Origin of the sequence: Paenibacillus sp. B-A-8, from assembly GCF_048572915.1 — a bacterium.
Lineage (GTDB): Bacteria > Bacillota > Bacilli > Paenibacillales > Paenibacillaceae > Paenibacillus_AQ.
Window position 1 is genome coordinate 6,304,541 of record NZ_CP183882.1, and the last position, 25,609, is coordinate 6,330,149.

Below are 25,609 nucleotides of genomic sequence, written 5' to 3' on the forward strand. Positions count from 1 at the left end.
TGGATTCTCTTATTTTTCACTTTTTTCAGCGAATGTATTCGGAAATAAAGAGCCCTCCCAACATCTTTCGAAGGGGAGAGCCCGAATTTTTATTTTAAAAATGATCAAATAATGCAGTTTCTGCTTGCGGTAAGATTTCTTCAAACCATTCCAGTGCAGCTGAATGACCTGAGATGCGTCCATAACGAGCTAACTCTGCCGGACGTTTATATCCAAGCATTAATGCCGTCAATGTGCCGATATCACAGTTTAAGTCTGCTTCTGCCGGTTTCCCTTCCCCGCGTGTAAAAGTTGCCGATCCCTCATTAGAAATATTCCATTCCCACAATCCATCATTCCAAGGTGCGTATTTATCTTCTATATAAATAAGCTGTTTCTTTTGGCTGCTGTTTCCTCTGAAGGTATAACCTTCAATGAATGTCTTAGCATTCACAATACGACCCATAAAATAAGGATAATTCTCCTGTTCTATACGCGGATCTGGCAGCAAGAAGGGTAACATGTCGTCCGAAGGCACCAGCTTCAACGATGCACCGGTCACCATCGAATCATGGTTCGCAAGAAATGTCCACAGCCCCTGCCGAGCTTGTTCATTCAAAAAAACAAATTCATCAATGACCAGTTCTCTGTTCTCTACCTTATACAGCACGTATCCCTCTGGTTCACCACTTTTAGAGTAAAACACTGCACTTTTTCCTTCGTCATCTAAAACAGAATTCTCCCACCAGTCCAAATCACGCTTAAGTGTCCCGTTATATCTGACAGCGAATTGATTGTATAAGCCATCCAATACTTCGATATCTTTAATGTCCCGTTTAACTTTGCCCTCAACTTCAACCTTCTTGGGAAACTTCGCTACAGGAATGGAGTATTTCTTATATTCACAATAAACTTCCCAACCAAATTTACGATAAAAGGGAATCAGGAACGGATGCAGAAAAGAGAGCCTTTGACCCGCTTCATTCATCGTTTGCAGTGCATGTGTTAAAAGCTTTGCCACATGCCCTTGTCTGCGGTTCTCTGGCCATGTTGCTACTCCAGCGATACCACCCATAGGCACCACTTTCCCTTGTATGTACACTTGGAATGGCAGAAGCGTCAATTTTGCTTCGAGTGTCCCGTCTTCAAAGGCACCCCATACCCGTTCCGGCTTGAAACTTTTTTGAGCACTTTCCCGTTTGTCGCTAGGTAACTTGTATTGAAAAGCATATTCTGACAAGTTCATGCTTGCATCGAACTCATCTGGGCGTAACTGTCTTATTACCACAAACTCACCTCATCCTTTATAAAATTACTTTTAGGATAAGTATAACAAGAGCATCAATTGTGCGCTAATCTATTGCATTATTTATAACTTTATTTTAGTTATCCACAGCTCTATGCAGTTTTAAAAATAGTCTTGAAATCTTGTCACATCCAAGTTAAAATAGTTATCCACTTATCAATAGCTCTATCCACATAATCCCGGCTATATCCACAGCAACCCGTGTACTACTTAGGTTTTCTGTTGACAGATCCATATAAATATGTATTTAATCCACACTATTTAGGGATTATTTCTCTTTCAATCATCTATCCACATGTGCGTAACTTTTCTGCAAATTCAAAATATTATCCACAAGTTTTCCACAGTCTATAATAAACGCAAAAAAGCCACTGTCGATGACTCAACAGTGGTCTAATTGTGCTTGGCAACGTCCTACTCTCCCAGGACCCTTCGGTCCAAGTACCATCGGCGCTGGAGGGCTTAACGGTCGTGTTCGGGATGGGTACGCGTGGAACCCCTCCGCTATCGCCACCAAACATGATTTTTCGAAGCTTTCGCTTCTCGAAATCGCTGCGAGAAAATATCAGCCCTTATAAAGGACATGCAGCTTATTGGTTACAGGCTTGATGCCTGAAAACTGAATCCGAATTGAATTTGCGTTTTAAGTATAGGATAAGCCCTCGACCGATTAGTATTGGTCAGCTCCATGCATTACTGCACTTCCACCTCCAACCTATCTACCTCGTCGTCTTCAAGGGGTCTTACTAATTGGGAAATCTCATCTTGAGGGGGGCTTCACGCTTAGATGCTTTCAGCGCTTATCCCGTCCGTACGTAGCTACCCAGCCATGCTCCTGGCGGAACAACTGGTGCACCAGCGGTACGTCCATCCCGGTCCTCTCGTACTAAGGACAGCTCCTCTCAAATTTCCTGCGCCCACGACAGATAGGGACCGAACTGTCTCACGACGTTCTGAACCCAGCTCGCGTACCGCTTTAATGGGCGAACAGCCCAACCCTTGGGACCTACTTCAGCCCCAGGATGCGATGAGCCGACATCGAGGTGCCAAACCTCCCCGTCGATGTGGACTCTTGGGGGAGATAAGCCTGTTATCCCCAGGGTAGCTTTTATCCGTTGAGCGATGGCCCTTCCATGCGGTACCACCGGATCACTAAGTCCGACTTTCGTCCCTGCTCGACTTGTAGGTCTCGCAGTCAAGCTCCCTTATGCCTTTGCACTCTTCGAATGATTTCCAACCATTCTGAGGGAACCTTGGAACGCCTCCGTTACTCTTTAGGAGGCGACCGCCCCAGTCAAACTGCCCGCCTGACACGGTCCCCGTACCCGATTAGGGCACTAGGTTAGAACCTAGATACGATCAGGGTGGTATCCCAACGGCGCCTCCACCGAAGCTTGCGCTCCGATTTCTACGGCTCCCACCTATCCTGTACAGATCGTACCCAAATTCAATATCAAGCTGCAGTAAAGCTCCATGGGGTCTTTCCGTCTTGTCGCGGGTAACCTGCATCTTCACAGGTATTAAAATTTCACCGGATCTCTCGTTGAGACAGCGCCCAAGTCGTTACGCCATTCGTGCGGGTCAGAATTTACCTGACAAGGAATTTCGCTACCTTAGGACCGTTATAGTTACGGCCGCCGTTTACTGGGGCTTCGGTTCATAGCTTCGGGTTACCCCTAACCACTCCCCTTAACCTTCCAGCACCGGGCAGGCGTCAGCCCGTATACTTCGCCTTGCGGCTTCGCACAGACCTGTGTTTTTGCTAAACAGTCGCTTGGGCCTTTTCACTGCGGCCCCCTCGTGCTATTCACACTACCGGGGCACCCCTTCTCCCGAAGTTACGGGGTCATTTTGCCGAGTTCCTTAACGAGAGTTCTTCCGCGCGCCTTAGAATTCTCTTCTCGCCTACCTGTGTCGGTTTGCGGTACGGGCACCTTCTCCTGGCTAGAGGCTTTTCTTGGCAGTGTGAGATCATGACCTTCGCTACTACAATTTTCGCTCCCCATCACAGCCCAGCCTTAACGATGTGCGGATTTGCCTACACATCAGCCTCACTGCTTAGACGGACATATCCATCAGTCCGCGTCACTACCCTCCTGCGTCACCCCATCGCTCATAGCGGATTACGGTGGTACAGTAATTTCAAACTGTTGTCCTTCGACTACGCCTTTCGGCCTCGCCTTAGGTCCCGACTTACCCTGAGCGGACGAGCCTTCCTCAGGAAACCTTGGGCTTTCGGCGGATCAGATTCTCACTGATCTTTTCGTTACTCATACCGGCATTCTCACTTGTATGCTGTCCAGCGCTCCTTACGGTACACCTTCAACCCACATACAACGCTCCCCTACCCCAGATACATACATATCTAGCCATAGCTTCGGTGGTGTGTTTAGCCCCGTTACATTTTCGGCGCAGAGTCACTCGACCAGTGAGCTATTACGCACTCTTTCAATGGTGGCTGCTTCTAAGCCAACATCCTGGTTGTCTGTGCAACTCCACATCCTTTCCCACTTAACACACACTTGGGGACCTTAGCTGATGGTCTGGGCTGTTTCCCTTTTGACAATGGATCTTAGCACTCACTGTCTGACTCCCGGCAATAAGTATATGGCATTCGGAGTTTGACTGAGCTTGGTAATCCTTGCGGACCCCGCACCCAATCAGTGCTCTACCTCCACTACTCTTATACCGAGGCTAGCCCTAAAGCTATTTCGGGGAGAACCAGCTATCTCCGAGTTCGATTGGAATTTCTCCGCTACCCCCACCTCATCCCCGCACTTTTCAACGTGCGTGGGTTCGGGCCTCCAGTGCGTGTTACCGCACCTTCACCCTGGACAGGGGTAGATCACACGGTTTCGGGTCTACGTCCACATACTAAATCGCCCTATTCAGACTCGCTTTCGCTGCGGCTCCGTCTTCTCGACTTAACCTTGCATGTTAAACGTAACTCGCCGGTTCATTCTACAAAAGGCACGCCATCACCCATTAATAGGGCTCTGACTTTTTGTAAGCACACGGTTTCAGGTTCTATTTCACTCCCCTTCCGGGGTGCTTTTCACCTTTCCCTCACGGTACTGTTTCACTATCGGTCGCCAGGTAGTATTTAGCCTTAGCAGATGGTCCTGCTGGATTCATACGGGGTTTCACGTGCCCCGCACTACTCGGGATCCGTCTCGGAGAGAACACAGTTTAGGTTACAGGGCTTTTACCTCTATCGCGGGCCTTTCCAGACCTCTTCACCTACCATATTCCTTTGTAACTCCATGTGAGACGTCCCACAACCCCTAAGAGCAAGCTCTTAGGTTTAGGCTGTTCCGCGTTCGCTCGCCGCTACTGACGGAATCACTATTGTTTTCTCTTCCTCAGGGTACTTAGATGTTTCAGTTCCCCTGGTCTGCCTCTACATACCCTATGTATTCAGGTATGAGTAACTGCGAATTACCACAGCTGGGTTTCCCCATTCGGACACCCCCGGATCAAAGCTTGCTTACAGCTCCCCGAGGCAGTTTCGTTGTTCGCCACGTCCTTCGTCGGCTCCTGGCGCCTAGGCATCCTCCGTGTGCTCTTATTAGCTTAACCTTGATTTTTCCTAAGAAAAATCTCACTAATAACATTTACTTGTTTGCACAAGTTGCTAAAAGATGTTCTAAAACGCAAATTCGTTTCGGTATCCAGTTTTCAAGGATCAAGATAAAACTATTCTAGACATAACAAATAGATGAAGTTTGTTGGTGGAGCCAAGCGGGATCGAACCGCTGACCTCCTGCTTGCAAGGCAGGCGCTCTCCCAGCTGAGCTATGGCCCCGCAAATTCCATCAAAACCGAACAAATGGATACGCGTTAAATAATTTTGGAAGTTTAACTTCCGATTTGAATGTCTTCATTGCAGAAGACGATTCTCCATAGAAAGGAGGTGATCCAGCCGCACCTTCCGATACGGCTACCTTGTTACGACTTCACCCCAATCATCTACCCCACCTTCGGCGGCTGGCTCCCTTGCGGGTTACCCCACCGACTTCGGGTGTTGTAAACTCTCGTGGTGTGACGGGCGGTGTGTACAAGACCCGGGAACGTATTCACCGCGGCATGCTGATCCGCGATTACTAGCAATTCCGACTTCATGCAGGCGAGTTGCAGCCTGCAATCCGAACTGAGACCGGCTTTGATGGGATTGGCTCCACCTCGCGGCTTCGCTTCCCGTTGTACCGGCCATTGTAGTACGTGTGTAGCCCAGGTCATAAGGGGCATGATGATTTGACGTCATCCCCACCTTCCTCCGGTTTGTCACCGGCAGTCACTCTAGAGTGCCCAACATTACTTGCTGGCAACTAAAGTTAAGGGTTGCGCTCGTTGCGGGACTTAACCCAACATCTCACGACACGAGCTGACGACAACCATGCACCACCTGTCTCCTCTGTCCCGAAGGCCGCCACTATCTCTAGTGGATTCAGAGGGATGTCAAGACCTGGTAAGGTTCTTCGCGTTGCTTCGAATTAAACCACATACTCCACTGCTTGTGCGGGTCCCCGTCAATTCCTTTGAGTTTCAGTCTTGCGACCGTACTCCCCAGGCGGAGTGCTTACTGTGTTAACTTCGGCACCAAGGGTATCGAAACCCCTAACACCTAGCACTCATCGTTTACGGCGTGGACTACCAGGGTATCTAATCCTGTTTGCTCCCCACGCTTTCGCGCCTCAGCGTCAGTTACAGCCCAGAAAGTCGCCTTCGCCACTGGTGTTCCTCCACATATCTACGCATTTCACCGCTACACGTGGAATTCCACTTTCCTCTTCTGTACTCAAGTCACCCAGTTTCCAGTGCGACCTTAGGTTGAGCCCAAGGTTTAAACACCAGACTTAAATGACCGCCTGCGCGCGCTTTACGCCCAATAATTCCGGACAACGCTTGCCCCCTACGTATTACCGCGGCTGCTGGCACGTAGTTAGCCGGGGCTTTCTTCTCAGGTACCGTCACTCCGATAGCAGTTACTCTACCGGACGTTCTTCCCTGGCAACAGAGCTTTACGATCCGAAAACCTTCATCACTCACGCGGCGTTGCTCCGTCAGACTTTCGTCCATTGCGGAAGATTCCCTACTGCTGCCTCCCGTAGGAGTCTGGGCCGTGTCTCAGTCCCAGTGTGGCCGTTCACCCTCTCAGGTCGGCTACGCATCGTCGCCTTGGTGGGCCGTTACCCCACCAACTAGCTAATGCGCCGCAGGCCCATCCCTCAGTGACAGATTGCTCCGTCTTTCATTCTTCCTTCAGGAGAAAAAAGAAATTATCCGGTATTAGCTACCGTTTCCGGTAGTTATCCCAGTCTAAGGGGCAGGTTGCCTACGTGTTACTCACCCGTCCGCCGCTAAGTCATTTTGAAAGCAAGCTTTCAAAATGACTCCGCTCGACTTGCATGTATTAGGCACGCCGCCAGCGTTCGTCCTGAGCCAGGATCAAACTCTCCAATTAGTATTGAAAAGAGCGATATGCTCATTTTGAAACTGACGATTCATTAAATGAATCTTTTAAAAATTAACGCGTTCCATTTGTTCAGTTTTCAAAGAACTTGCTCCCAGCATTTCGACATTCAATGTCTCTTGCACAGGAATTTGAGTATATCATGTTTTCGTATTTCTTGTCAACTTATTTTTTCATCGTTTGTGTTTCATTTGTTCGATGCGTCATAAGCACAAGAGATAATATACCATGCGGTTCTTATGTTTGCAAGCTTTTTTTGAAATAAAAAATTATCGACGCATAAATACTTTCAAACCAGCACAAACCAACACAAATTGATTCCAATCATCCGTTATCTGTGGCTAAATAGAACTTATCGCAATCCCATATATTAACTTCGAATGATACGTACAGAGAGGAGTCTAAATGAAAAACCAACCATCTAGTGCTGCGACCCCAACAAACACTAAGGACAAGGAGCAGCGTAATCTGCAGCAAGCAACAATCTATAAGATTTTGCTGGCAGTCAGCTTTGTTCATTTATTTAATGATTCTATTCAGGCAGTTATCCCTGCAATCTTCCCTATTCTCAAAGATAACTTATTGCTCTCCTTTGCTCAGATCGGATGGATCTCCTTTGCCCTAAATATGACGTCCTCAGTTATCCAACCAGTCATCGGGTATGCTGCTGACCGCAAGCCTCGTCCTATATTATTACCACTAGGCATGTGCAGCACATTTTTAGGCGTACTTTTATTGGCTTTTGCCAACAACTATATCCTTGTATTGTTTTCCGTCATGCTAATCGGCTTTGGCTCAGCTACTTTTCATCCGGAAGGCATGCGTGTAGCTCATATGGCTGCCGGGCAGCGGAAAGGCCTTTCGCAATCCATTTTTCAAGTCGGCGGTAATGCTGGGCAATCTTTAGGTCCAATGCTCACGAAATGGATATTCATTCCCTTTGGGCAGATCGGCGCTCTTGGCTTCACTATCGTTGCGGCTGCCGGAATCGCCGTCCAGACCTATGTCGCTCGCTGGTATCGAGAGATGCTGGATGCAGGATATACGTTTCATAAGAAGTCAACAGCTCGTGCAATCGATCCTGCCCGCCGCAAAAGTATTCGAACAGCAACAATTATCCTTGTCTTCCTAGTCTTTGTAAGGTCATGGTACGGCGCTTCTATCGGCAGTTACTACGCTTTCTATTTAATGGACAAATACCAAATGACACTTGATAAAGCCCAAATCTACATTTTCATGTATTTAGCGGCTGGTGCCATTGGTACATTCTTTGGAGGCCCCTTGGCGGACCGCTTCGGACGGCGTAATCTCATTCTTCTCTCTATGGTCGGAACAGTACCCTTCGCGCTGGCTCTCCCCTTTGTGAACCAAATGTGGGCCGCTATACTCCTACTGATTGGCGGTTTCATCCTTTTGTCCAGCTTCTCTGTTACTGTAATCTATGCTCAGATGCTTTATCCAGGGAATATCGGAACAGTCTCAGGGTTAATCACCGGTCTTGCTTTTGGTCTCGGGGGAATTGGCTCCTTGGTACTCGGCAATCTGATTGACAGCATTGGGATTTCAAAAGTGTTTATAGCTTGTGGCTTCCTGCCTCTTCTCGGTTTCCTCGCTCTCCTGCTTCCTAGAGATGAGAAACTAGAAGAATGGGCCGCTCAATAAACATCAATAACATCATAGAATCAATAATTACTTAGCGCTTTACTCATCACTGTAGAAAATAGAGCGGCAGCCTTCCCGCTGCCCTCTGTCATATAATTATCCTTATTTGTACGATCAAACCCCATCCACACTGCAGCTGTCCATTCCGAAGTATAACCAACAAACCATAGATCCCGATTTGCTTTCTTGCTCACACCTGGCAGGTCCAATTGAGTTGTTCCGGTTTTCCCTGCTACGGGTCTGTTCATTTGTGCCTTTTTGCCGGTTCCTTCATTGACAACACTACGCAGCATATTCGTCATTGCATCTGCTGTTCGTTGCGATATTACCTGACGTGATACAGTGGGATGTGTATATACGACTTTCCCTCCTGCATTAGTTATCGAGCGCACCATATGAGCCTCATTGAATTTACCTCCATTAGCAAAGACACCGTAGGCCTGTGTCATTTTAAGTGGAGATACCCCTTTATGAAGCCCTCCTAAAGCTATTGATAAATGGTTGTCCTCTTCCGTCAGTACTATTCCTAATTTCGCGGCAAATTGCCGTGCAGAAGAGATTCCAACCTGCTTCAAAAGCCAAACGGCTGGCGCATTCACGGATTTTTGCAGCGCTCTACTCATTGTAATTTGACCTTGATACACACCATTCAAATTCTCAGGTACATAGTTGCCATAAGCATATTTATGATCAGACAGTATACTATTTGGGCTATACTTCCCGCTCTCTAGCGCGGGTCCATAATCAATGATCGGCTTGAAGCTGGAGCCTGGCTGCCGCGCATCAATTGTAGCTCTGTTCAAGCTCCCCTCGTTTTGCTCACGCCCACCAATAAGTGCCACCACTTCACCTGTACGATGATCAATGATGGTCATAGCTGCTTCCACCTGTTGATCTTTTCCATCGGGCGGGAAAGAAGACGCCTTAAGAAAAGCCTGTTCAAGCGCCTGCTGCGCTTTAATATTCAACCCTGTAACGATAGTGTAGCCTCCCGTTCGAAGCTCCTCCACAGACTTCCCAGTGATCTGAGCCGCTTCCTTAAGCGTAGCGTCCACATAATGCACACCAATGACTTCTTCTTTGTTTGCGGCGGGAGGGTGATACTGTTTATCTCTAGCCTCAAGCATTTGTTTATTAGTGATCAGTCCTTGATCTAGCATGATCTGTAGAACGAGATCCCTTCTTGTTTTGGATAATGTACTATTGTCTACCGGATTATAAATAGACGGTCCTTTAGGAATTCCCGCTAGGGTCGCTATTTGCCATATTTCTAGTTTTTTCAAATCAGATACACCGAAGTAACGCTCGGCAGCTGCTTTCACTCCATACTGTCCTCGTCCCATATAGATTTGATTGAGATAAAGTCCCAGAATTTCACGTTTAGATAGCCGCCGCTCCAAAGCAAGCGCAATGGAAGCTTCGTTTAGCTTGCGTATCACATTCTTGTTCCTGTTCAAATAAAGATTGCGAGCAAGCTGCTGAGTGATGCTGCTTCCGCCCTCGGAGAGATCCATATCCACAACATTATTCAAAAAGGCGCGAGATATCCCTTTGTAATCTATTCCCTGATGGCTATAGAAACGACGGTCCTCCACTGCTAAAAATGTATTTATCAATAATGCAGGCATCTCCTCCAGCTCTGCTAGATGTCTATACCCAGAACCCGGTAAAGGGATCATCCGTAATGTCGTCCCATCCGAGGTCTTAATGATGCTCGATTCCGGCAGTTGAAGTTTATCTTCTTGTTGTTTAACCACTTGTCCGCCGTATTGAAATACGTAAAGCAAACCCACAAGCGCTATTATTATTCCAATGACACTCGCATCAAAAAATAAATATCCTAGACGGAGTATCCGAGTACGCACGATCCATCTGCCATCTTTGTCTGAATGGACTTCACTTAGTTTTTTTTCGGTAACGGCACTCATGATTCTATAATCAGGTTCTCTAGGAACCACTCCATACTTCGGGCTTCAACATTTGCCGCTTCAAGAAGTGCGTGTACTTCCGCCCCATCATCTGTAATGTCAGCCTCTTTTACCTCACGGAGAGTACGGAGAATTGCCCGAGTTCTAATCAATAAAGCTACAGCTGGTGTATCTTGCATCGTTTCTGGTGCTAAACCTCTATTCGGAACTTCAATTCTTTGCATACGATTCAGGTTAGCGGCGATTTGGCCTAATTCTCCTCCAGAGAGGACCTTAATTTCTTTTGTTGCTCCCTTGTCTGCCATCTCTGAGGTCCCAACCAATACGGTGTACAAATCATCGGAAATTTTCTGTGAACGTAGAATAAACAGACCGCTGAAGAGCAGAACAAATAGAATAACAGCACAGGGGATTTTTCCAATATGATTGATAACCCAGTGGGTAAGACGGATAAAAAAAGCATCTGATTGCCCCGAATAATGAGCGTACAGCAAAGCAACACCCCGCTGGACAACAAAAAGAAAGGCAGCACTCAAAAGAGCACTCCCTATAAAAATATAAAGATAGTGGATACGAATCGTCTGAAGTTTGTGCATAGTAATCCCTCCTTGTGCTCACAAGGATATCTTCCAAATCTTAAGAACCCGCCAAGAGTTTTCTTAAGATTCTCTGAAGAATGGGAAATGGGTAATAAAATCCGTTCGAAGGGGGGAGCTTTCTACATAAATAACGCCATTATGACGTTCAATGATACTTTTTGAAATGGCAAGACCTAGGCCCGAACCACCTGTATGCTGTGAACGGGACTTCTCTGCCCGATAGAATCGTTCAAAAATAAAAGGGATATCACTCTCAGCAATCATCTCTCCAAAGTTACTAATGCGGACAACCGCTTCATTCCCCTTTTTACTGAAACCAATCTCCACTTTTCCGCCGCTTCTACCGTAACGGATCGCGTTCGTAATCAAATTCTCATAAGCACGAACTAACTCTTTAGGGGAAGCTTCTATCCACAACTCATCAGCTTGGTCATCGATCTCATAGGTCATTTCAGCCTTTGTTAGTTCGGGAACGGATTCCTCCGCTAACTGCCGTATAAAGGCTTTTAAATCTAATCTCTCCAGAACCAGAGGGTATTCTCCACTGTTAACACGTGTATATTCAAAAAGATCGTCGATCAGTTTACGCAGCACAAGCGATTTGTTGTAGGCTATACTCACGTAATAACGTATTTCTACTTCTTCCTGACATCGATCCTGCTCGATATACTCCAGAAAACCGAGGACAGAGGTAAGCGGGGTCCTTAAATCATGTGAAACACCAGTGATCAAATCATTTTTCGCGTTCACAGCTTTACGTTCCTCCTCCACGGAGTGCTGCAAACGTTCAGCCATTTCATTAATATTCTCAGCCAGCACTCCCAGCTCGTCCGTGGTTCTAACTTCAATTCGGTGCGACATCCCAGAGCTTGTGATTTCCCGAATCCCTTTGGTGATCTCCTCCAGATAAAGTACTACTTTACGAGTATAGATAAAAAAGAATAGCAAAAAGCTGATAATACCAGCGGCAGTCAGCAGTGGCATAGAACCAATATGATTAATGATCCAGCGTAAGATACGTGAATAGGGAGCCGACTCTGACGCTGGATTCAAATAGATCATGAAATTAACGAGCTGGTAACCTGCAAACAGCAGTAATCCACCGGAAAGCACACTAAGTAAAAAGGCGTATATAAACTTCCATCGAATCGTAGTTATATATTTAGAATTCAAGAAGCCTCACCTAATCCTTTCAGGAAGGTCCATCTAATTTATACCCAACTCCCCAGACGGTTTGTATATAACGCGGGCGCTTCGAATCCACTTCGATTTTGTCGCGGAGGTTACGAATATGTACCATAACAGTGTTACCCCCATCTAAAAATGGTTCGTTCCACACCTTATCGTATATCTGCTCTAAGCTGAGCACTTGACCTTGGTGCCTTGCCAAAAGCTCTAAAATAGAAAATTCCCGGGGAGTCAGCTTAATCTTCTGCTGGTCTATATGTACCTCATGCTTAGAAGTATCTATAGTTAAATCTTCAAAGCTCAGTTTGTTGTCAGTTCCCAAGCTATTACTTTCTTTATTGAAGGCGTGGTAACGACGCAGCTGTGACTTCACCCTAGCTACAATCTCCAAAGGATTAAACGGCTTGCCCACGTAGTCGTCCGCTCCTATGCTGAGTCCTGAGATTTTATCCATATCGGTATTTTTGGCTGAAAGAATGATAATCGGCATCTTCCGCTCTTCACGGATCTTCATACACGCAACTAGTCCATCCATCCTAGGCATCATGACATCAAGAATGATTAAATCTACTTCTTCCTTCTGCAGACACGCTAGCGCTTCCATTCCATCATAGGCTTTAAGCAGCCGATAGCCCTCATTACAGAGGTATATCGATAATAGCTCGACTATTTCCTTCTCATCATCTACTAACAATATCGTCTCTCTCTTCACGGAAGGGGTTTCCTTTCAATTATAGTAATAATATCTATAGCTTCTATATTAGCAGATCAATCGAATGATTTTCCTCGAAAATAGAAACATGTACTTACAATCGCATGACAATAAAGTAGGTTACGCAAAAAAGGGCACCCGCTCCTCTCGTACTTAAACGAAATGGAGCAGGTACCCTTTTAGGATCTATTGAAAATATGCTTACATCTCTAGCAATCGAATCAGCTCATCTTCATCTTCAATGACTTGAATGCCTAACTGCTGTGCCTTGGCCAGTTTACTGCCTGCCTTCTCTCCGGCAATAACCAAATCGGTCTTCTTGGATACACTTCCGGATACCTTTGCTCCAAGCGCTTCTAAGCGCTCAGCCGCTTCGTCACGTGTAAGCTTTTGTAATGAACCGGTCAACACTACCGTTTTTCCACTAAAGAAGGAATCGGTATTAACAGGACGCGGTGCTTCAGGGGCCTTTGCTTCAACACCCAAAGCTCGCAAGCGAGCAACATTTGCCACCACAACAGGATCTGCGAAGAAATTAACAATACTCTCGGCGACAATCCCACCAATATCCGGTAACTCGGCGAGTTCCTCCGCTTTAGCCTGCATTACAGCATCCAGATCGCGGAAATGATCAGCCAGCATCTTGGTTGTTGCTTTACCTGTGTTAGGGATTCCTAACGCAAATAAGAATGACGCGAGATCGCGCCCTTTACTATCCTCTAACGCTTGCAGCAAATTCTGCGCTTTTTTCTCCCCAAAACGGTTCAACTGTACAAGCTGTTCAAAAGACAATTCATACAGATCCGCAGAGTCATGTACATTAAGCTCGTCGTAGAGCTGACCTGCCGTCTTCTCACTAAACGTCTCAATATCCATCGCATCACGCGAAGCGAAATGGGTGATCCGACTAATAATTTGCGGTCTACAGTTCAGCTTATTATTACAGAAAAGATGCGCACCGCGCATTTCTAGCGGATATCCGCAAGCCGGGCAGTCCTCAGGAAAAATAATTTCTCCTCCGTCATTCTCCTCTGTTACCTTACCGAGAATTTCCGGGATAACATCATTAGAACGCCGAATAAACACTCGAGCGCCTAAGGCGAATTTCAAGTTTTTGCGCTCAATATCGCCTACATTATTTAATGTGCAATTCTGTACAGTAACTCCAGCAAGTTCTACGGCTTCAACACGAGCCAGCGGAGTCACTTTGCCGGTACGTCCTACATTCCAGCTAACAGACTCAAGCACGGTCGTTGTTTCTTCAGCCTCAAATTTATAAGCCACTGCCCAGCGGGGGAACTTGTCAGTGTAACCAAGAACTTCTCGAATACGGAAATCAGTCACCTTGATTACAGCTCCATCAATGAGGTAATCAAGACTCGAACGACTCTCCTCGATTCCAGCAAGCTGTTCGGTCACATCATCGAAATCATTACAGTAAGTCAAATAAGGATTTACTTTGAATTTGTTATTCCGCAGAAAATCCATCATCTCCTGATGATCGGCGAATTCTACACCTTCTGCAAAACCCACATTATAGAAATATGCATTTAAACGACGTTCTGCAGTAGTCTTCGGATTTAGATTGCGCAGTGCACCTGCTGCTGCATTACGCGCATTCTTCAGCGGCTCTGCAGCCCGTGTATTATAATCAGCTAGCACAGACAGATTCATAATCCCTTCACCTTGAACCTCAATGACCCCTTCTTTAAAAGGAATCGTTAATGGAACAGACTTAATGGTCTTCACCTGCGCAAGGATTCCTTCACCAATGACACCATTACCACGCGTCGATGCCTGTTCAAGAACGCCATTTCGATAGGTTAAATTCAGCGTTAAGCCATCGAACTTCAGCTCTACTGCATAACAAGGATCAGGAAGAGGGTTGTCTGGATTCTTAAGATTGTACTCATTCACTAACCGGAGTACCCGCGTATTCCAGCTCCGCAGCTGTTCAATATTCTGTGCTTTATCGAGACTCCAAAGCGGAGCCAGATGCCGATGCGGCGTGAAGCCCTTAAGCAGCTCTCCACCTACACGTTGTGTAGGTGAATCCGGTAGTACGAAGCCACTCTCAGCCTCCAGTGCTACAAGCTTGTCGTATAAAACATCGTATTCCTTATCACTGACTAGCGGAGCATCCAGCGTGTAGTAGTGGTAATTATAATTATTTAACTCCGCAACAAGCTCTTCCATCACATGCATAGCATCCATGCAGGTACATCCCTCCGTCAATAAGTTTCCTAATGGTTAGCGTGGTCTAAATATCCGTTCGTTAATCGTTTCCTACTACTATTCCACTCTGGTAATCGGTGCAAACCCTGCAAGCAGTCGTTTTACACCCACTGGTGCCGGGAAGGCAATCTGCAGCTCCGTGTCATTTCCGGTGCCCTTAACAGCCACAACGGTACCGGTGCCCCATTTGCCGTGCGAAACCTTATCACCGGCTTTGTATTCGCCAGCTGCTGCAGCCCCTGATCCAGTAGCGCGCTGAGCGCCTCCTGAGGTTACGGTCACGCTGCTTTTGCTTGTCGCTGCGGACGCTGTGCTTCCGCTGCCAATCGGTGCCGCACCAGCGGCTCCACTTCGGCCGCCGAAGTTCCCACGACTGCCACCACTGAAGCCGCGTCCGCCGTAAGCACCGCCTACCTCCGAGCCTCCACGTTGGAAACGGTCCTGCGTCTTAGCAGTATCTTCCTTCAGTTCCTCCGGAATCTCTTCAATGAAGCGGGACGGCTGATTCGCCGTCGTCCGCCCAAAGAGCGTACGCATCCGCGCGCAAGAGAGAAACAATTGTTTCTCGGCGCGGGTGATTCCTACATACGCAAGGCGGCGTTCCTCTTCAAGCTCGTCGTTATCTTGGAAAGCACGGCTGTGCGGGAACACGCCTTCTTCCATCCCGACAATAAACACCGTTGGGAACTCCAGACCTTTGGCGCTGTGCATCGTCATCAGGACTACAGCGTCACTACGGTCCTCTTCATCATCATTTACACTATCAATATCTGCGATAAGCGCGAGATCCGTGAGGAAGGAGACAAGCGACTTGTCCTCGTTATTCTTTTCAAACTCCATCGTCACCGACAGGAACTCATCGATGTTCTCTAGTCGCGAGCGAGATTCGAGTGTGTTTTCATTTTGCAGCTCCAAACGATACTGCGACATCTCTAGTATTTTTTCCGTCAGTTCGGTTACGGACAAGAACTCCACCATACGATGCAGAGCTTCAATCATATCGTAGAACTCTACTAGCATATTCCGCGTCCGCCCAGCAAAGCCCAAATCATCTACAGTTTGCAGTACGCGGAAAATAGAAACACCACGCTCAGCAGCCGCAGCTGCCAGCTTGCCAACCGTTGTATCCCCTAATCCCCGCTTAGGTACATTAATAATACGCGTCAGGCTGATATCATCATCAGGATTTGACAGCAGGCGTAAATAAGCGAGCAGATCCTTGATTTCTTTACGATCATAGAACTTAATCCCGCCTACGATTTGATATGGAATATCAGATTTAATTAGAATTTCCTCGATTACCCGTGACTGGGCATTTGTACGATACAGTATCGCATGATTCTGATAGGCCTGACCCTGTTTCACATTTTTGCTGATTTCTCCGGTTACAAAGTAACCTTCATCATGCTCGGAGTCCGCCCGGTACACCTTAATCTTGGCGCCTTCCTCGGAATCGGTCCACAGCTTCTTCGGCTTACGTCCACTATTGAGTGCGATCACACCATTGGCTGCATTCAGGATATTAGCAGTTGAACGGTAGTTCTGCTCAAGAAGAATGGTCTTCGCTTCTGGATAGTCCTCTTCAAAATTAAGAATGTTTGTAATATCCGCTCCGCGCCAGCGATAAATCGACTGATCACTATCCCCTACCACACAAATCCGGTGGTGGCTGTCAGCGAGCATACGGCACAACATATACTGTGCTCTGTTCGTATCCTGATACTCATCCACGTGGATGTATTTGAATTTCTTTTGGTAGAAATCAAGGACCTCGGGAACTTCCTTAAACAGTTCAATGGTCTTCATAATTAAATCATCAAAATCAAGCGAGTTATTGCTTCTTAGACGCCTTTGATACATCTTATATACCTTTGCAACTAAGCCTTCAAAATAATCGCCAACCTTCTGCTCATACTGCGCCGGAGTGATCAGCTCATTCTTCGATGCGCTAATGATGGCCTGCACAGCTTTTGGTTCGAATTTCTTCGTATCAATATTCAGTTCCTTCATACAGTTACGTATTACGGATAGCTGATCTGTAGAGTCCAGAATGGAGAAGTTGGAGGTAAAACCAATCCGCTCGATATCCTTCCGCAAAATCCGAACACACATAGAGTGAAAGGTGGATACCCAGATATCTCTTCCCTCAGGTCCGACAAGCTTAGATACACGTTCCTGCATTTCCCGCGCAGCTTTATTCGTAAACGTAATCGCCAAAATCGCCCAAGGCGGCGCCTTTCGATTGGCAATCAGCCAGGCAATTCTGTGAGTCAACACTCTCGTCTTCCCACTGCCCGCACCAGCCATAATCAAAAGTGGTCCTTCAGTAGTTTCGACAGCCTGTCTTTGTGGAGGATTCAGTCGACTTACTGCGTCTTGTATGCTAATAAGTTGCATGTGTAACATGCTCCTTTCTAAATATAAAATCACAAATCAAAAGTAGTCCTAAAAATAACCACTAAGCATAATCACCTTCGACGTCCTTATAAGGACGGTAAGTGTTTATACGAAAAATATAAAGATAATGTATAACGTGAAACTTATACTTTCTTATATTTTAATCAAATTGTTCTTGTACTGTCTTCTTCACAGCCGCAACTGTTAGCAGTGCCTGCTGTACATCGCTATAAATAATATTGCCGACCACTACTGTATCACATAGAGCTGCTGCTTGCTCGGCCTCTGCCTCACAAGTAATGCCCCCTCCATAAAAAAGCTGAGCCTGCTCCACCATTTCACGCACCGTCCGCACGGTCTCCATATCCCCGAACCTACCGCTGTATTCAAGATAAACAATCGGCAGTGACATCAGCCTGTCCGCAACCTGGGCATATGCAGCCGCTTCTTCAGCATCAATGGCCGTCTCAGCCCCTGTTATCCGTGCAACTGAAGAGTCACTATTCAACACAATATAACCTTCCGTTAGAAGCGAATCCCATGGAATCATAAATCCATAGCGTTCAATAGCTCGGCGATGATGGCCTACAATCCAGGCTGTATCAGGCGTATTAAGCACCATAGGAATCATATAAAGATCAAATCCGGGTACAGCAGCTTCAAGTTCGGATACCTCGAGTGCACAGGGTAACTCAAAATGCCTCACTTTTGATAAGAGATCCACTGTATTCTCATAGGTTACTCCTGTAGAGCCCCCTATCAGTATGGCATCCGTGCCTGATAAGCAAACAGCCTCCAAATCCTCATCCGAAATCATCCGGTCAGGGTCTAGCTTAAACACATGCCGCCAAGGTTTGATCATTTGCTGCACTGCTTTCATGAGAATCATCCTTAATAGTCATTTGGGCAAGACAAAGACACTCCTGCCGCCGCAAAAGATATAGATCTAGTCTATGCCAGCACAGCAGGTGTGTCAATTTAAAGCGAACAAAAATGCGAACATTTTTTCGTATATAAATTTTGGAACTCCCGCAAAGCACCTGAATACACATCTATGGAAAGCACCACTTTTTAGAGATATATTAATGGTAATAAGTAGTCAAAGATTTCAACGTACACCTGAGATGTTAATCAAATCCTCTTCCGGCACAAAATCAGTGTAAAAACCATCCACGCCCATACGGGATAACTCCCGAATTTCATCTTCTTCATTCACAGTATGAACATATACACGTGCGCCAGCCTTCTTCAGCTTTTTAACAAAGCTTTTGTTGGCCCGGCTAACCGGCATGGTAATATCCACACCTGTTTTATTAACAAACTCAATAACTTGTTCATCCGTATCCTTGGACTGGTACAGGGTGTAAAGCACTTCCGGAAAAGAATAAACCTTATTGATATCATCAAGCATCGTCTGATTGTATATTTGTGGAATAATTCGATCTAATATGGCTGGATCCCGGCGCTGCGCCGCTTCTACCAACAATGTAAATTGTTTATTTATAAGTTCAGATTTGATCTCTTTCGTATCCGTCACGATATAGGCATCTGGATAATGCTGCATCAGATCAAGCAACCTCTCAACATCGATTGGGGAGTAGATATTCAGAATTGGACTATCCATGAATTCTTTATAATCTAGTACAACCCCTTGTTTATTAGCAGGAAGCACATCCAACTGTCCTAAGAGCTTACTCATATTCCCTGACCACTCATGCCGACCAACTAGCTGATCATCAGCCGATAATAACAAGTCTACTTCAAATACGCGAGTTCCTTGTGCATAATTAGCTACAAACGCTTCAAAAGCATTGGTGTATGTATGACCGTTAATGCCACCCATGGCATGTGCCACGACCTTGTGAGCTTCAAAGCCGCTTACAGGCTGCTCGTCTTCATTACTAAAAGCGATTACAAGTAGAGTTATAAGAGCCCCAATTACAATTACGGTTGCAACAATCCTTTTTTTATCCATAGTTGAGAGTTTCCTTTGCGAAGTTTAGATTATAAAACCAATAGAAAAACAATACCCCGCTCTACCATAGGTAGAAACGGGGATCCAATTAAAGTTTTAGCAAATCTGAATCAGTGCAGGAATCAATAAGCATTTTTGTTGACGAAGCCGTTGCGAATCGTTTTGAAAATAATTCGAATATCGAACAGTAAAGACCAGTTCTCAATGTAGAAAATATCGTGTTTGATCCGCTCCTCGATGGAAGTGTCACCGCGGAGTCCATTGCTCTGTGCCCAGCCTGTGATTCCAGGGCGTACATGGTGTTTTACCATATACTTTGGAATTTCGTCACGGAACTGTTCCACATAATACGGGCGTTCTGGTCGAGGTCCAACCACGCTCATATGTCCCAGCAACACATTAAAAAATTGCGGAAGCTCATCCAGACTTGTCTTACGGATAAAGGTCCCAAATTTAGTTCTACGAGGATCTTCTGGTGTACTCCAGCCTGTATCCTCTTCGCCGTCCTGCTGCATCTTCATCGAGCGGAACTTATACATCATGAAATTACGACGGTTCAGTCCCACACGTTCCTGCCGGAATATAATCGGTCCCGGAGAAGTAAGTCGGACACCAAGGGCTACGATGAGCATTACAGGAGATATCATAATGATTGCGAACAAGGAGAACACAATATCAAACAATCGTTTTGCCATCTTATTACCCGTCATATCTAGTGGAATATCACGAACATTAATCATTGGCATGCCTGCAAAGTTATCAAAGTACGGCCGCGCTGGTAAGTAGTCAAAAAAGTCAGGGATAATTAATGTGCGCACACCTGCTTTTTCACAGGCTGCAATAATTGAAGGATACTTCGAATGCGCATCGAGCGGCAATGCTAGTATAACTTCATCCACAGGCAGCATCTCTAGCATACCGGACAACTGGTCAACTGTTCCCAGGATCGGCTTATAGCGTTGTTCTTCAATTCCATCCCAAGTGTGATAGTCATCCAAGAAACCAATCGCTTCATAACCGAGCTCGGGGTATTGCTCCAAATTGTTGTAAAATCTTTTGCCTAATGTACCTGCGCCGATGATAAGAACGAACTGTCGGTTGAAGCCTTTTTCGCGAAAAGATTTAAGCATCTTCTTCAGCACATAACGGTACAGCATAATAGAAAGAACATTAAATCCCATATAAATAGCAAGGTAGGTACGAGAGATATCGATTTCTTTCACAAAAAACATCAGACCGAGCAAGATGAAAATGCTCATGATGTGCACTTGGAAGATCTTAATAAATTCATCGACAAAACGTTTCTTCCGCTTAGGCAAATACAGTGACAATAATATACCGATTAACACTGCAATTCCGCCATAAATCATACTCCAGTAAGCGTACGACTCTACAGGCAGCGGATTTTCAAACTCCATCCATCCACTTTTAAATTTAAGCCACCAAGCCGCTAAAAAGGACAGCTGGATGACAATAAAGTCAGCAACCATATAGAGCTGTGTCAAAAATTTCTGATTACGCCGAATCATAAATTCACCTCAGTATTCTTTTCGTTACGTACACCTGTTTCATTAGTGGAGTTAAGACTCTGAGCAGGTGATGTGACCGTTCTAGGAGAGGTTAAGGCATTCCGCAAAAGCGAAAGTGCGAACTTCACACCTACGCCGGCATATACTGTTCCATTTATCATACTGTTGTACTTCTTACTATAATGCTTACGATGAAATAAAATCATCGCCCTGTGGAATTCATAGACGATCTTGAACGGCCTACGTCTAGCGCTGCCGCCTTTAAGATGTACGATAGAGGTCTTCGGATAATAATAAATCCCCCAACCAGCCTCTTTAATTCGATAGCACCAGTCTAAATCCTCACCGTACATAAAGAATTCTTCATCTAATCCGCCCACCTGATCAATCGTCTCCCGCCGCAGCAGCATAAACGCACCCACCAGACAATCTATCGGGTAATCAAGATCCGGGTCCAGATAACCTAATTGGTAACCGTTAAACCTCGGGCGGTCTGGAAATAGTTTGCTAAATCCAAAAGCATAATAGAAGGAAGCTGACGGTGTAGGGAATCCACGCTTACACGCTTTATCCAGCGAACCATCCGGTAAAATAATCTTACATCCTGACGCCCCAACATCGGGTCGACTGTCCATAAAGGAGATCATTGTCTCCAGCGTATCCTTACGTACTACCGTATCTGAGTTGAGCAGAAGCACATACCGTCCGGATGAAGCTTCCATCCCCTGATTATTAGCACGGGCAAAACCAACATTGTCGTTATTGGCGATCAACATTACACCTGGAAACTCTCTACTAATCTTCTCTACTGATTCATCACGGGAATTGTTGTCTATCAAAATAATCTCATAGGAATAGTTCGTTTCTGAGTCATACACCGACCTGAGACAGTCCATCGTCAGGCGACAAGTGTTGTAATTGACAATAAGTATGCTTACATCTACATTCACTACGTAACGCTCCTGACAAATATAGTAATCTACCGACAATTATTATAACATAAAACCTCCCTGAGAGGAGGTGACGTTTCAGGGAGGTTTTTCCAGTTTCGGTTTAGTTTTTGTGTTGTTTTCTCTCTTTTATCGCGGCTTGTATATACTCCCGCTTCTTTTTTAATGCAGGGCGCTGAGAGAAAAAGGACTTCCATGCTGTAATTAACTGTGGCTCTCTAAGCAGCATATAGCCTTGAGCTGCAATTTCATAGGGAAGAGAAATGAAGATTGTTTTCAGCATAGTTCGAGCTGGTTCATTCTTGTAGATCATTTTGTAGCGGTTAATGTAAGATATTCGTCGGATAAACATCGGCTTGGTGTTACGACCAGATGTTTTCCAACCACGTTCGTGATATCCGATCGCTTCAGCATCATAATATCCCTGCCAGCCGAATAACTGGCCTCTCCAAGCCACATCCACATCTTCCTTATACGCGAAAAAGTCAGCATCAAAAAATTCACCATCAACACTAATATCATCGATCATCCGCCGAGAGTACATCGCAGCCGCTCCAGATACACCGAATACCGGACCCGACTGTGTCCATTGATCAGCTGGCTCGCCTGCACCGCGATCAAACGCACGGCGTGCTCTGTTCATACGGAGACCTGTGCTGTCTACCAGCCTATGATCACCCTTAAGCAAAAGCTTGCCTGTCGCACTGCCGATCTGCGGGTTGGCTTCCATGTGTGCAATGAGTCTAGAAACATAGTCAGGAGCCAGGGTTAGGTCAGGGTTAAGAACGAGCACGTAATCCGTATCAGTCGCGGCAATGGCCTGATTATGGGCTGGGGCGAAGCCTGAGTTGTTTTGGTTTTGGATGAGTACTAAGTTGGTGGGTATTTCCTCGTTCTTTGGTATATTTGGCAGATCAATACCCTCAAGTGAATGAGTTAGAGAAGCTTTAGGGATTGTGTTGCGAAAAGTGCTCACTCTACCAGCACAACCATCAGAAGAGGCATTGTCTACAACGACAATTTTCTCAATAGGATAATTCTGTGCCATTACTGCCTCTAAGCAATCTATAATGTCATCCGCGCTGTTGTAGGTGACGATATGTACACTTACTGTTTTGTTATTCATGAGTATCCTCGACTTCGTAATTTCTTATTAACTAATTACTCCCTTCTTATTATAGCGAAAGAATCAAGAAGAAACGATGTTGTCGTCTTTTAAAAACGATAAACATTTCTCTTAGAAATATAAGGATATTAGTGAAACTTATAAATTCTTGTATTCAACAAAAAAACTCCCGCATCGTTATGAACGATTTGGGAGTCTCCATTGTAGTTATGCTATTCTTTTAGCTCCAGAAGGAAATCTCTTAGTCCCTCACGCCAAGGTCGAATATCCCGAAAACCGTTCGTACGTATCGATAAATGCTCCATTACCGAATTACGAGGACGTGGTGCAGGGCGTGGGAACTGTTCTGTAGCACATGGTTCAAGCTTGGCAGTAAATTTCAGGCCCAGAATATCCTCAGCCTCCGCAAAGATCGCCTGTGTAAATTCAAACCAAGTGCAAGAGTCGCTATTTGAAGCATGGTATACACCATACTTCTCAGTTTGAATAAGTTCAAGCAAGAATCGAGCTAAATCGACTGTATAGGTAGGCGAACCTTTTTGGTCATCTACAACTTGAAGCATTGGCTTTTCTTGGCCAAGCTTTAGCATTGTTTTGACAAAATTTTTTCCGTATTTACCATACACCCATGATGTGCGTACGATAAAATACTTAGAGGAAAGAGATTGAACGAGCACTTCACCCGCACGTTTCGATTTACCGTATATACTCTTAGGATCTGTATTATCATACTCATGGTAAGGCTGTGATCCTAAACCATCAAATACATAATCTGTACTGATATATACCAGCTTAGCCCCAGCTTTTTCTGAAGCTATCGCTACGTTTCGACTTCCAGTGGCATTAATTAAATAAGCAGCATCAATATCACTTTCTGCCGCGTCCACAGCCGTGTGTGCAGCACAGTGAATGACAGCATCCGGTCCAAACTCACCAATAACCTGGACACACTGATCGAGATCAGTAATATCCATCTCTTGGCGGTCGCAGCCCATCACTTGGTGACCTTGTTGCTGGAGTAGTAAAACCACATCCTGACCCAGTTGTCCAGCTGCGCCTGTAACAAGTACCTTCAGTCGAGCCATTATAGAGATTCTCCCAAACGATCGCCATATTGTAATTCAGCGTACTTCTGGTATTCCCCAGATTGAATGCGAGTCCACCATTCCCGGTTATTGAGATACCATTGGATGGTTTCTTTAATACCTGTTTCAAACGTATGTTTCGGCTTCCATCCCAGTTCGTTCATAATCTTAGTTGGATCTATACCATAGCGGCGATCATGACCAGGACGGTCTTGAACATAAGTAATCAGTGAATCAGGTTTGCCTAGTTCCTGCAATACCGTGTTTACAATATGCACATTCGTACGCTCGTTATTACCACCAATGTTGTAAACTTCGCCATTCACACCCTCATGAATGACTAAATCAATCGCGCTGCAATGATCCTCAACATACAACCAGTCGCGGATATTCATCCCATCGCCATAAACAGGCAACGCTTGGTCCGCAAGTGCACGAGAGATCATCAACGGAATTAGTTTTTCAGGGAATTGATACGGACCATAATTGTTCGAGCAGCGGGTAATGTTCACTGGCAGACCAAATGTTTCATGGTATGCACGAACAAGTAAATCTCCACCTGCTTTACTTGCAGAATAAGGACTGTTCGGAGTCAAAGGGGTTTCTTCAGTAAACAACCCAGTTGCTCCAAGTGATCCGTACACCTCATCCGTAGAAACTTGAACGAACTTAGTAACACTATATTTTTTCGCCGCATCCAAAAGCACTTGTGTTCCAAGCACATTCGTCTTCACAAACACTTCCGGCTCCAAAATACTCCGATCCACATGCGATTCAGCAGCAAAATTCACCACTACATCCACACCTTGGCTAAACAAAGCATCCATTGCCTGTACATCTGTAATATCAGCCTTAGCAAATGTGTAATTAGGGTGATTCTCGATTGACTTCAAATTCTCCAGATTACCTGCGTACGTCAACGCATCTACGTTAACGATTTGGTAATCAGGATGTTGTTGCAGCATGTATAATACAAAGTTGCTGCCGATAAATCCGGCTCCGCCGGTAACTAGGAGTTTCATGTGTAGACCACCTTTATTTCATTGAGATAATGTTTATATTTGAAAATTCAGTTCGGCGTCCTTAAGTAGAGGGTGGCGTTGATCTTTATCCGATAATATCGGACTAGAAGTCGGCCAATCAATACCTAAGGCTGGATCATTCCATAATATGCCGCGATCATTTTCGGGGGAATAATATTCGTCCACCTTATATAACACTTGGGTGTTAGGAACCAATGTGCAGAATCCATGCGCGAAGCCTTTTGGTACAAGCAATTGGCGTTTGTTATATTCACTAATGACAACCCCAAGAGATGGATTGGTTGTCTTGGATAGACTGATAGTTAACGCTGAACTTATGCGTTATATCTTTCCATAAAAACACCCCGTTTGTCACCATGGACAACCGGTTCGATAAGGTTTGCGAAATATCTATTCTATAATTTTATTTTATCAAACTATTC

The 25,609-nt window shown here is 45.5% G+C and carries 15 protein-coding genes, 1 tRNA gene, 3 rRNA genes and 1 pseudogene; 1 reads left to right on the forward strand and 19 read right to left on the reverse strand.

The window, feature by feature from the left end; all coding sequences use genetic code 11:
* Window positions 1–94: 94 nt before the first annotated feature.
* The 5 genes from ACN6MV_RS28615 to ACN6MV_RS28635 form a co-directional block, all read right to left on the reverse strand.
* A complete protein-coding gene (locus ACN6MV_RS28615; protein WP_339288297.1) occupies window positions 95–1,267 on the reverse strand; it encodes a GNAT family N-acetyltransferase in 1,173 nt (390 codons plus the stop codon).
* Window positions 1,268–1,686: 419 nt separating this feature from the next.
* A 5S ribosomal RNA gene (gene rrf / locus ACN6MV_RS28620) occupies window positions 1,687–1,803 on the reverse strand.
* A gap of 132 nt (window positions 1,804–1,935) precedes the next feature.
* A 23S ribosomal RNA gene (locus ACN6MV_RS28625) occupies window positions 1,936–4,864 on the reverse strand.
* A gap of 150 nt (window positions 4,865–5,014) precedes the next feature.
* Window positions 5,015–5,090 (reverse strand) — tRNA-Ala (locus ACN6MV_RS28630).
* 101 nt (window positions 5,091–5,191) lie between these two features.
* Window positions 5,192–6,749: ribosomal RNA gene (locus ACN6MV_RS28635) — 16S ribosomal RNA — on the reverse strand.
* The 16S, 23S and 5S rRNA genes sit together here with 1 tRNA gene alongside, the layout of an rRNA operon.
* Window positions 6,750–7,163: 414 nt before the next feature.
* On the opposite strand from ACN6MV_RS28635, the gene ACN6MV_RS28640 reads away from it, so the two are divergent.
* Window positions 7,164–8,420, forward strand: coding sequence for an MFS transporter (locus ACN6MV_RS28640; RefSeq protein WP_419885329.1), 1,257 nt, complete (start codon window positions 7,164–7,166; stop codon window positions 8,418–8,420).
* 20 nt (window positions 8,421–8,440) lie between these two features.
* Here ACN6MV_RS28640 and ACN6MV_RS28645 read toward each other — a convergent pair whose 3' ends face one another.
* From ACN6MV_RS28645 to ACN6MV_RS28710, 14 genes and pseudogenes are all read right to left on the reverse strand, one after another.
* Complete coding sequence (locus tag ACN6MV_RS28645; protein WP_419885330.1) at window positions 8,441–10,348, reverse strand: transglycosylase domain-containing protein; 1,908 nt, start codon at window positions 10,346–10,348, stop codon at window positions 8,441–8,443.
* Entirely contained in the window at window positions 10,345–10,944 is a 600-nt protein-coding gene (locus ACN6MV_RS28650) for a hypothetical protein (RefSeq protein WP_076119176.1), read from the reverse strand. Before ACN6MV_RS28650 ends, ACN6MV_RS28645 begins: the two co-directional genes overlap by 4 nt.
* A gap of 63 nt (window positions 10,945–11,007) precedes the next feature.
* Window positions 11,008–12,120 carry a sensor histidine kinase gene (locus ACN6MV_RS28655; RefSeq protein ID WP_076119175.1) on the reverse strand — a complete coding sequence of 371 codons (1,113 nt, stop codon included), beginning with the start codon at window positions 12,118–12,120 and terminating at the stop codon, window positions 11,008–11,010.
* A gap of 19 nt (window positions 12,121–12,139) precedes the next feature.
* A complete protein-coding gene (locus ACN6MV_RS28660) occupies window positions 12,140–12,847 on the reverse strand; it encodes a response regulator transcription factor (protein ID WP_419885331.1) in 708 nt (235 codons plus the stop codon).
* Window positions 12,848–13,048: 201 nt separating this feature from the next.
* Window positions 13,049–15,061 carry an NAD-dependent DNA ligase LigA gene (gene ligA / locus ACN6MV_RS28665; RefSeq protein WP_076119173.1) on the reverse strand — a complete coding sequence of 671 codons (2,013 nt, stop codon included), beginning with the start codon at window positions 15,059–15,061 and terminating at the stop codon, window positions 13,049–13,051.
* A gap of 78 nt (window positions 15,062–15,139) precedes the next feature.
* Window positions 15,140–17,479 carry a DNA helicase PcrA gene (pcrA, locus tag ACN6MV_RS28670; RefSeq protein WP_339288305.1) on the reverse strand — a complete coding sequence of 780 codons (2,340 nt, stop codon included), beginning with the start codon at window positions 17,477–17,479 and terminating at the stop codon, window positions 15,140–15,142.
* A 160-nt stretch (window positions 17,480–17,639) separates the two neighbouring features.
* Window positions 17,640–18,359, reverse strand: coding sequence for a heptaprenylglyceryl phosphate synthase (locus tag ACN6MV_RS28675; protein ID WP_231573963.1), 720 nt, complete (start codon window positions 18,357–18,359; stop codon window positions 17,640–17,642).
* A 228-nt stretch (window positions 18,360–18,587) separates the two neighbouring features.
* Window positions 18,588–19,454 carry a phosphatidylinositol-specific phospholipase C/glycerophosphodiester phosphodiesterase family protein gene (locus ACN6MV_RS28680; protein ID WP_419885332.1) on the reverse strand — a complete coding sequence of 289 codons (867 nt, stop codon included), beginning with the start codon at window positions 19,452–19,454 and terminating at the stop codon, window positions 18,588–18,590.
* A 122-nt stretch (window positions 19,455–19,576) separates the two neighbouring features.
* Entirely contained in the window at window positions 19,577–20,983 is a 1,407-nt protein-coding gene (locus ACN6MV_RS28685; RefSeq protein WP_419885333.1) for an undecaprenyl-phosphate glucose phosphotransferase, read from the reverse strand.
* The gene (locus ACN6MV_RS28690; protein WP_249923523.1) at window positions 20,980–21,879 is read right to left on the reverse strand and encodes a glycosyltransferase family 2 protein; all 900 of its coding nucleotides are present in this window, start codon (window positions 21,877–21,879) and stop codon (window positions 20,980–20,982) included. Before ACN6MV_RS28690 ends, ACN6MV_RS28685 begins: the two co-directional genes overlap by 4 nt.
* Before the next feature lie 157 nt (window positions 21,880–22,036).
* Window positions 22,037–23,059 carry a glycosyltransferase family 2 protein gene (locus tag ACN6MV_RS28695; protein ID WP_419885334.1) on the reverse strand — a complete coding sequence of 341 codons (1,023 nt, stop codon included), beginning with the start codon at window positions 23,057–23,059 and terminating at the stop codon, window positions 22,037–22,039.
* Between the two features lie 212 nt (window positions 23,060–23,271).
* Window positions 23,272–24,135: a dTDP-4-dehydrorhamnose reductase gene (gene rfbD / locus ACN6MV_RS28700; protein ID WP_419886829.1), complete on the reverse strand. Its 864-nt coding sequence runs from the start codon at window positions 24,133–24,135 to the stop codon at window positions 23,272–23,274.
* A gap of 8 nt (window positions 24,136–24,143) precedes the next feature.
* Entirely contained in the window at window positions 24,144–25,166 is a 1,023-nt protein-coding gene (rfbB, locus tag ACN6MV_RS28705) for a dTDP-glucose 4,6-dehydratase (RefSeq protein ID WP_094876507.1), read from the reverse strand.
* Between the two features lie 33 nt (window positions 25,167–25,199).
* Window positions 25,200–25,561, reverse strand: a pseudogene (locus ACN6MV_RS28710) (dTDP-4-dehydrorhamnose 3,5-epimerase family protein).
* Between the last annotated feature and the right edge of the window lie 48 nt (window positions 25,562–25,609).

Excerpts from the sequence above, each read along its gene's own strand:
- ACN6MV_RS28640 (WP_419885329.1), top strand. The coding sequence starts at position 7,164 with ATGAAAAACCAACCATCTAGTGCTGCGACCCCAACAAACACTAAGGAC.
- ACN6MV_RS28645 (WP_419885330.1), bottom strand. The coding sequence starts at position 10,348 with ATGAGTGCCGTTACCGAAAAAAAACTAAGTGAAGTCCATTCAGACAAA.
- ACN6MV_RS28650 (WP_076119176.1), bottom strand. The coding sequence starts at position 10,944 with ATGCACAAACTTCAGACGATTCGTATCCACTATCTTTATATTTTTATA.
- ligA (WP_076119173.1), bottom strand. The coding sequence starts at position 15,061 with ATGGATGCTATGCATGTGATGGAAGAGCTTGTTGCGGAGTTAAATAAT.
- pcrA (WP_339288305.1), bottom strand. The coding sequence starts at position 17,479 with ATGCAACTTATTAGCATACAAGACGCAGTAAGTCGACTGAATCCTCCA.
- ACN6MV_RS28675 (WP_231573963.1), bottom strand. The coding sequence starts at position 18,359 with ATGAAAGCAGTGCAGCAAATGATCAAACCTTGGCGGCATGTGTTTAAG.
- ACN6MV_RS28680 (WP_419885332.1), bottom strand. The coding sequence starts at position 19,454 with ATGGATAAAAAAAGGATTGTTGCAACCGTAATTGTAATTGGGGCTCTT.
- ACN6MV_RS28685 (WP_419885333.1), bottom strand. The coding sequence starts at position 20,983 with ATGATTCGGCGTAATCAGAAATTTTTGACACAGCTCTATATGGTTGCT.
- ACN6MV_RS28690 (WP_249923523.1), bottom strand. The coding sequence starts at position 21,879 with ATGGACTGTCTCAGGTCGGTGTATGACTCAGAAACGAACTATTCCTAT.
- ACN6MV_RS28695 (WP_419885334.1), bottom strand. The coding sequence starts at position 23,059 with ATGAATAACAAAACAGTAAGTGTACATATCGTCACCTACAACAGCGCG.
- rfbB (WP_094876507.1), bottom strand. The coding sequence starts at position 25,166 with ATGAAACTCCTAGTTACCGGCGGAGCCGGATTTATCGGCAGCAACTTT.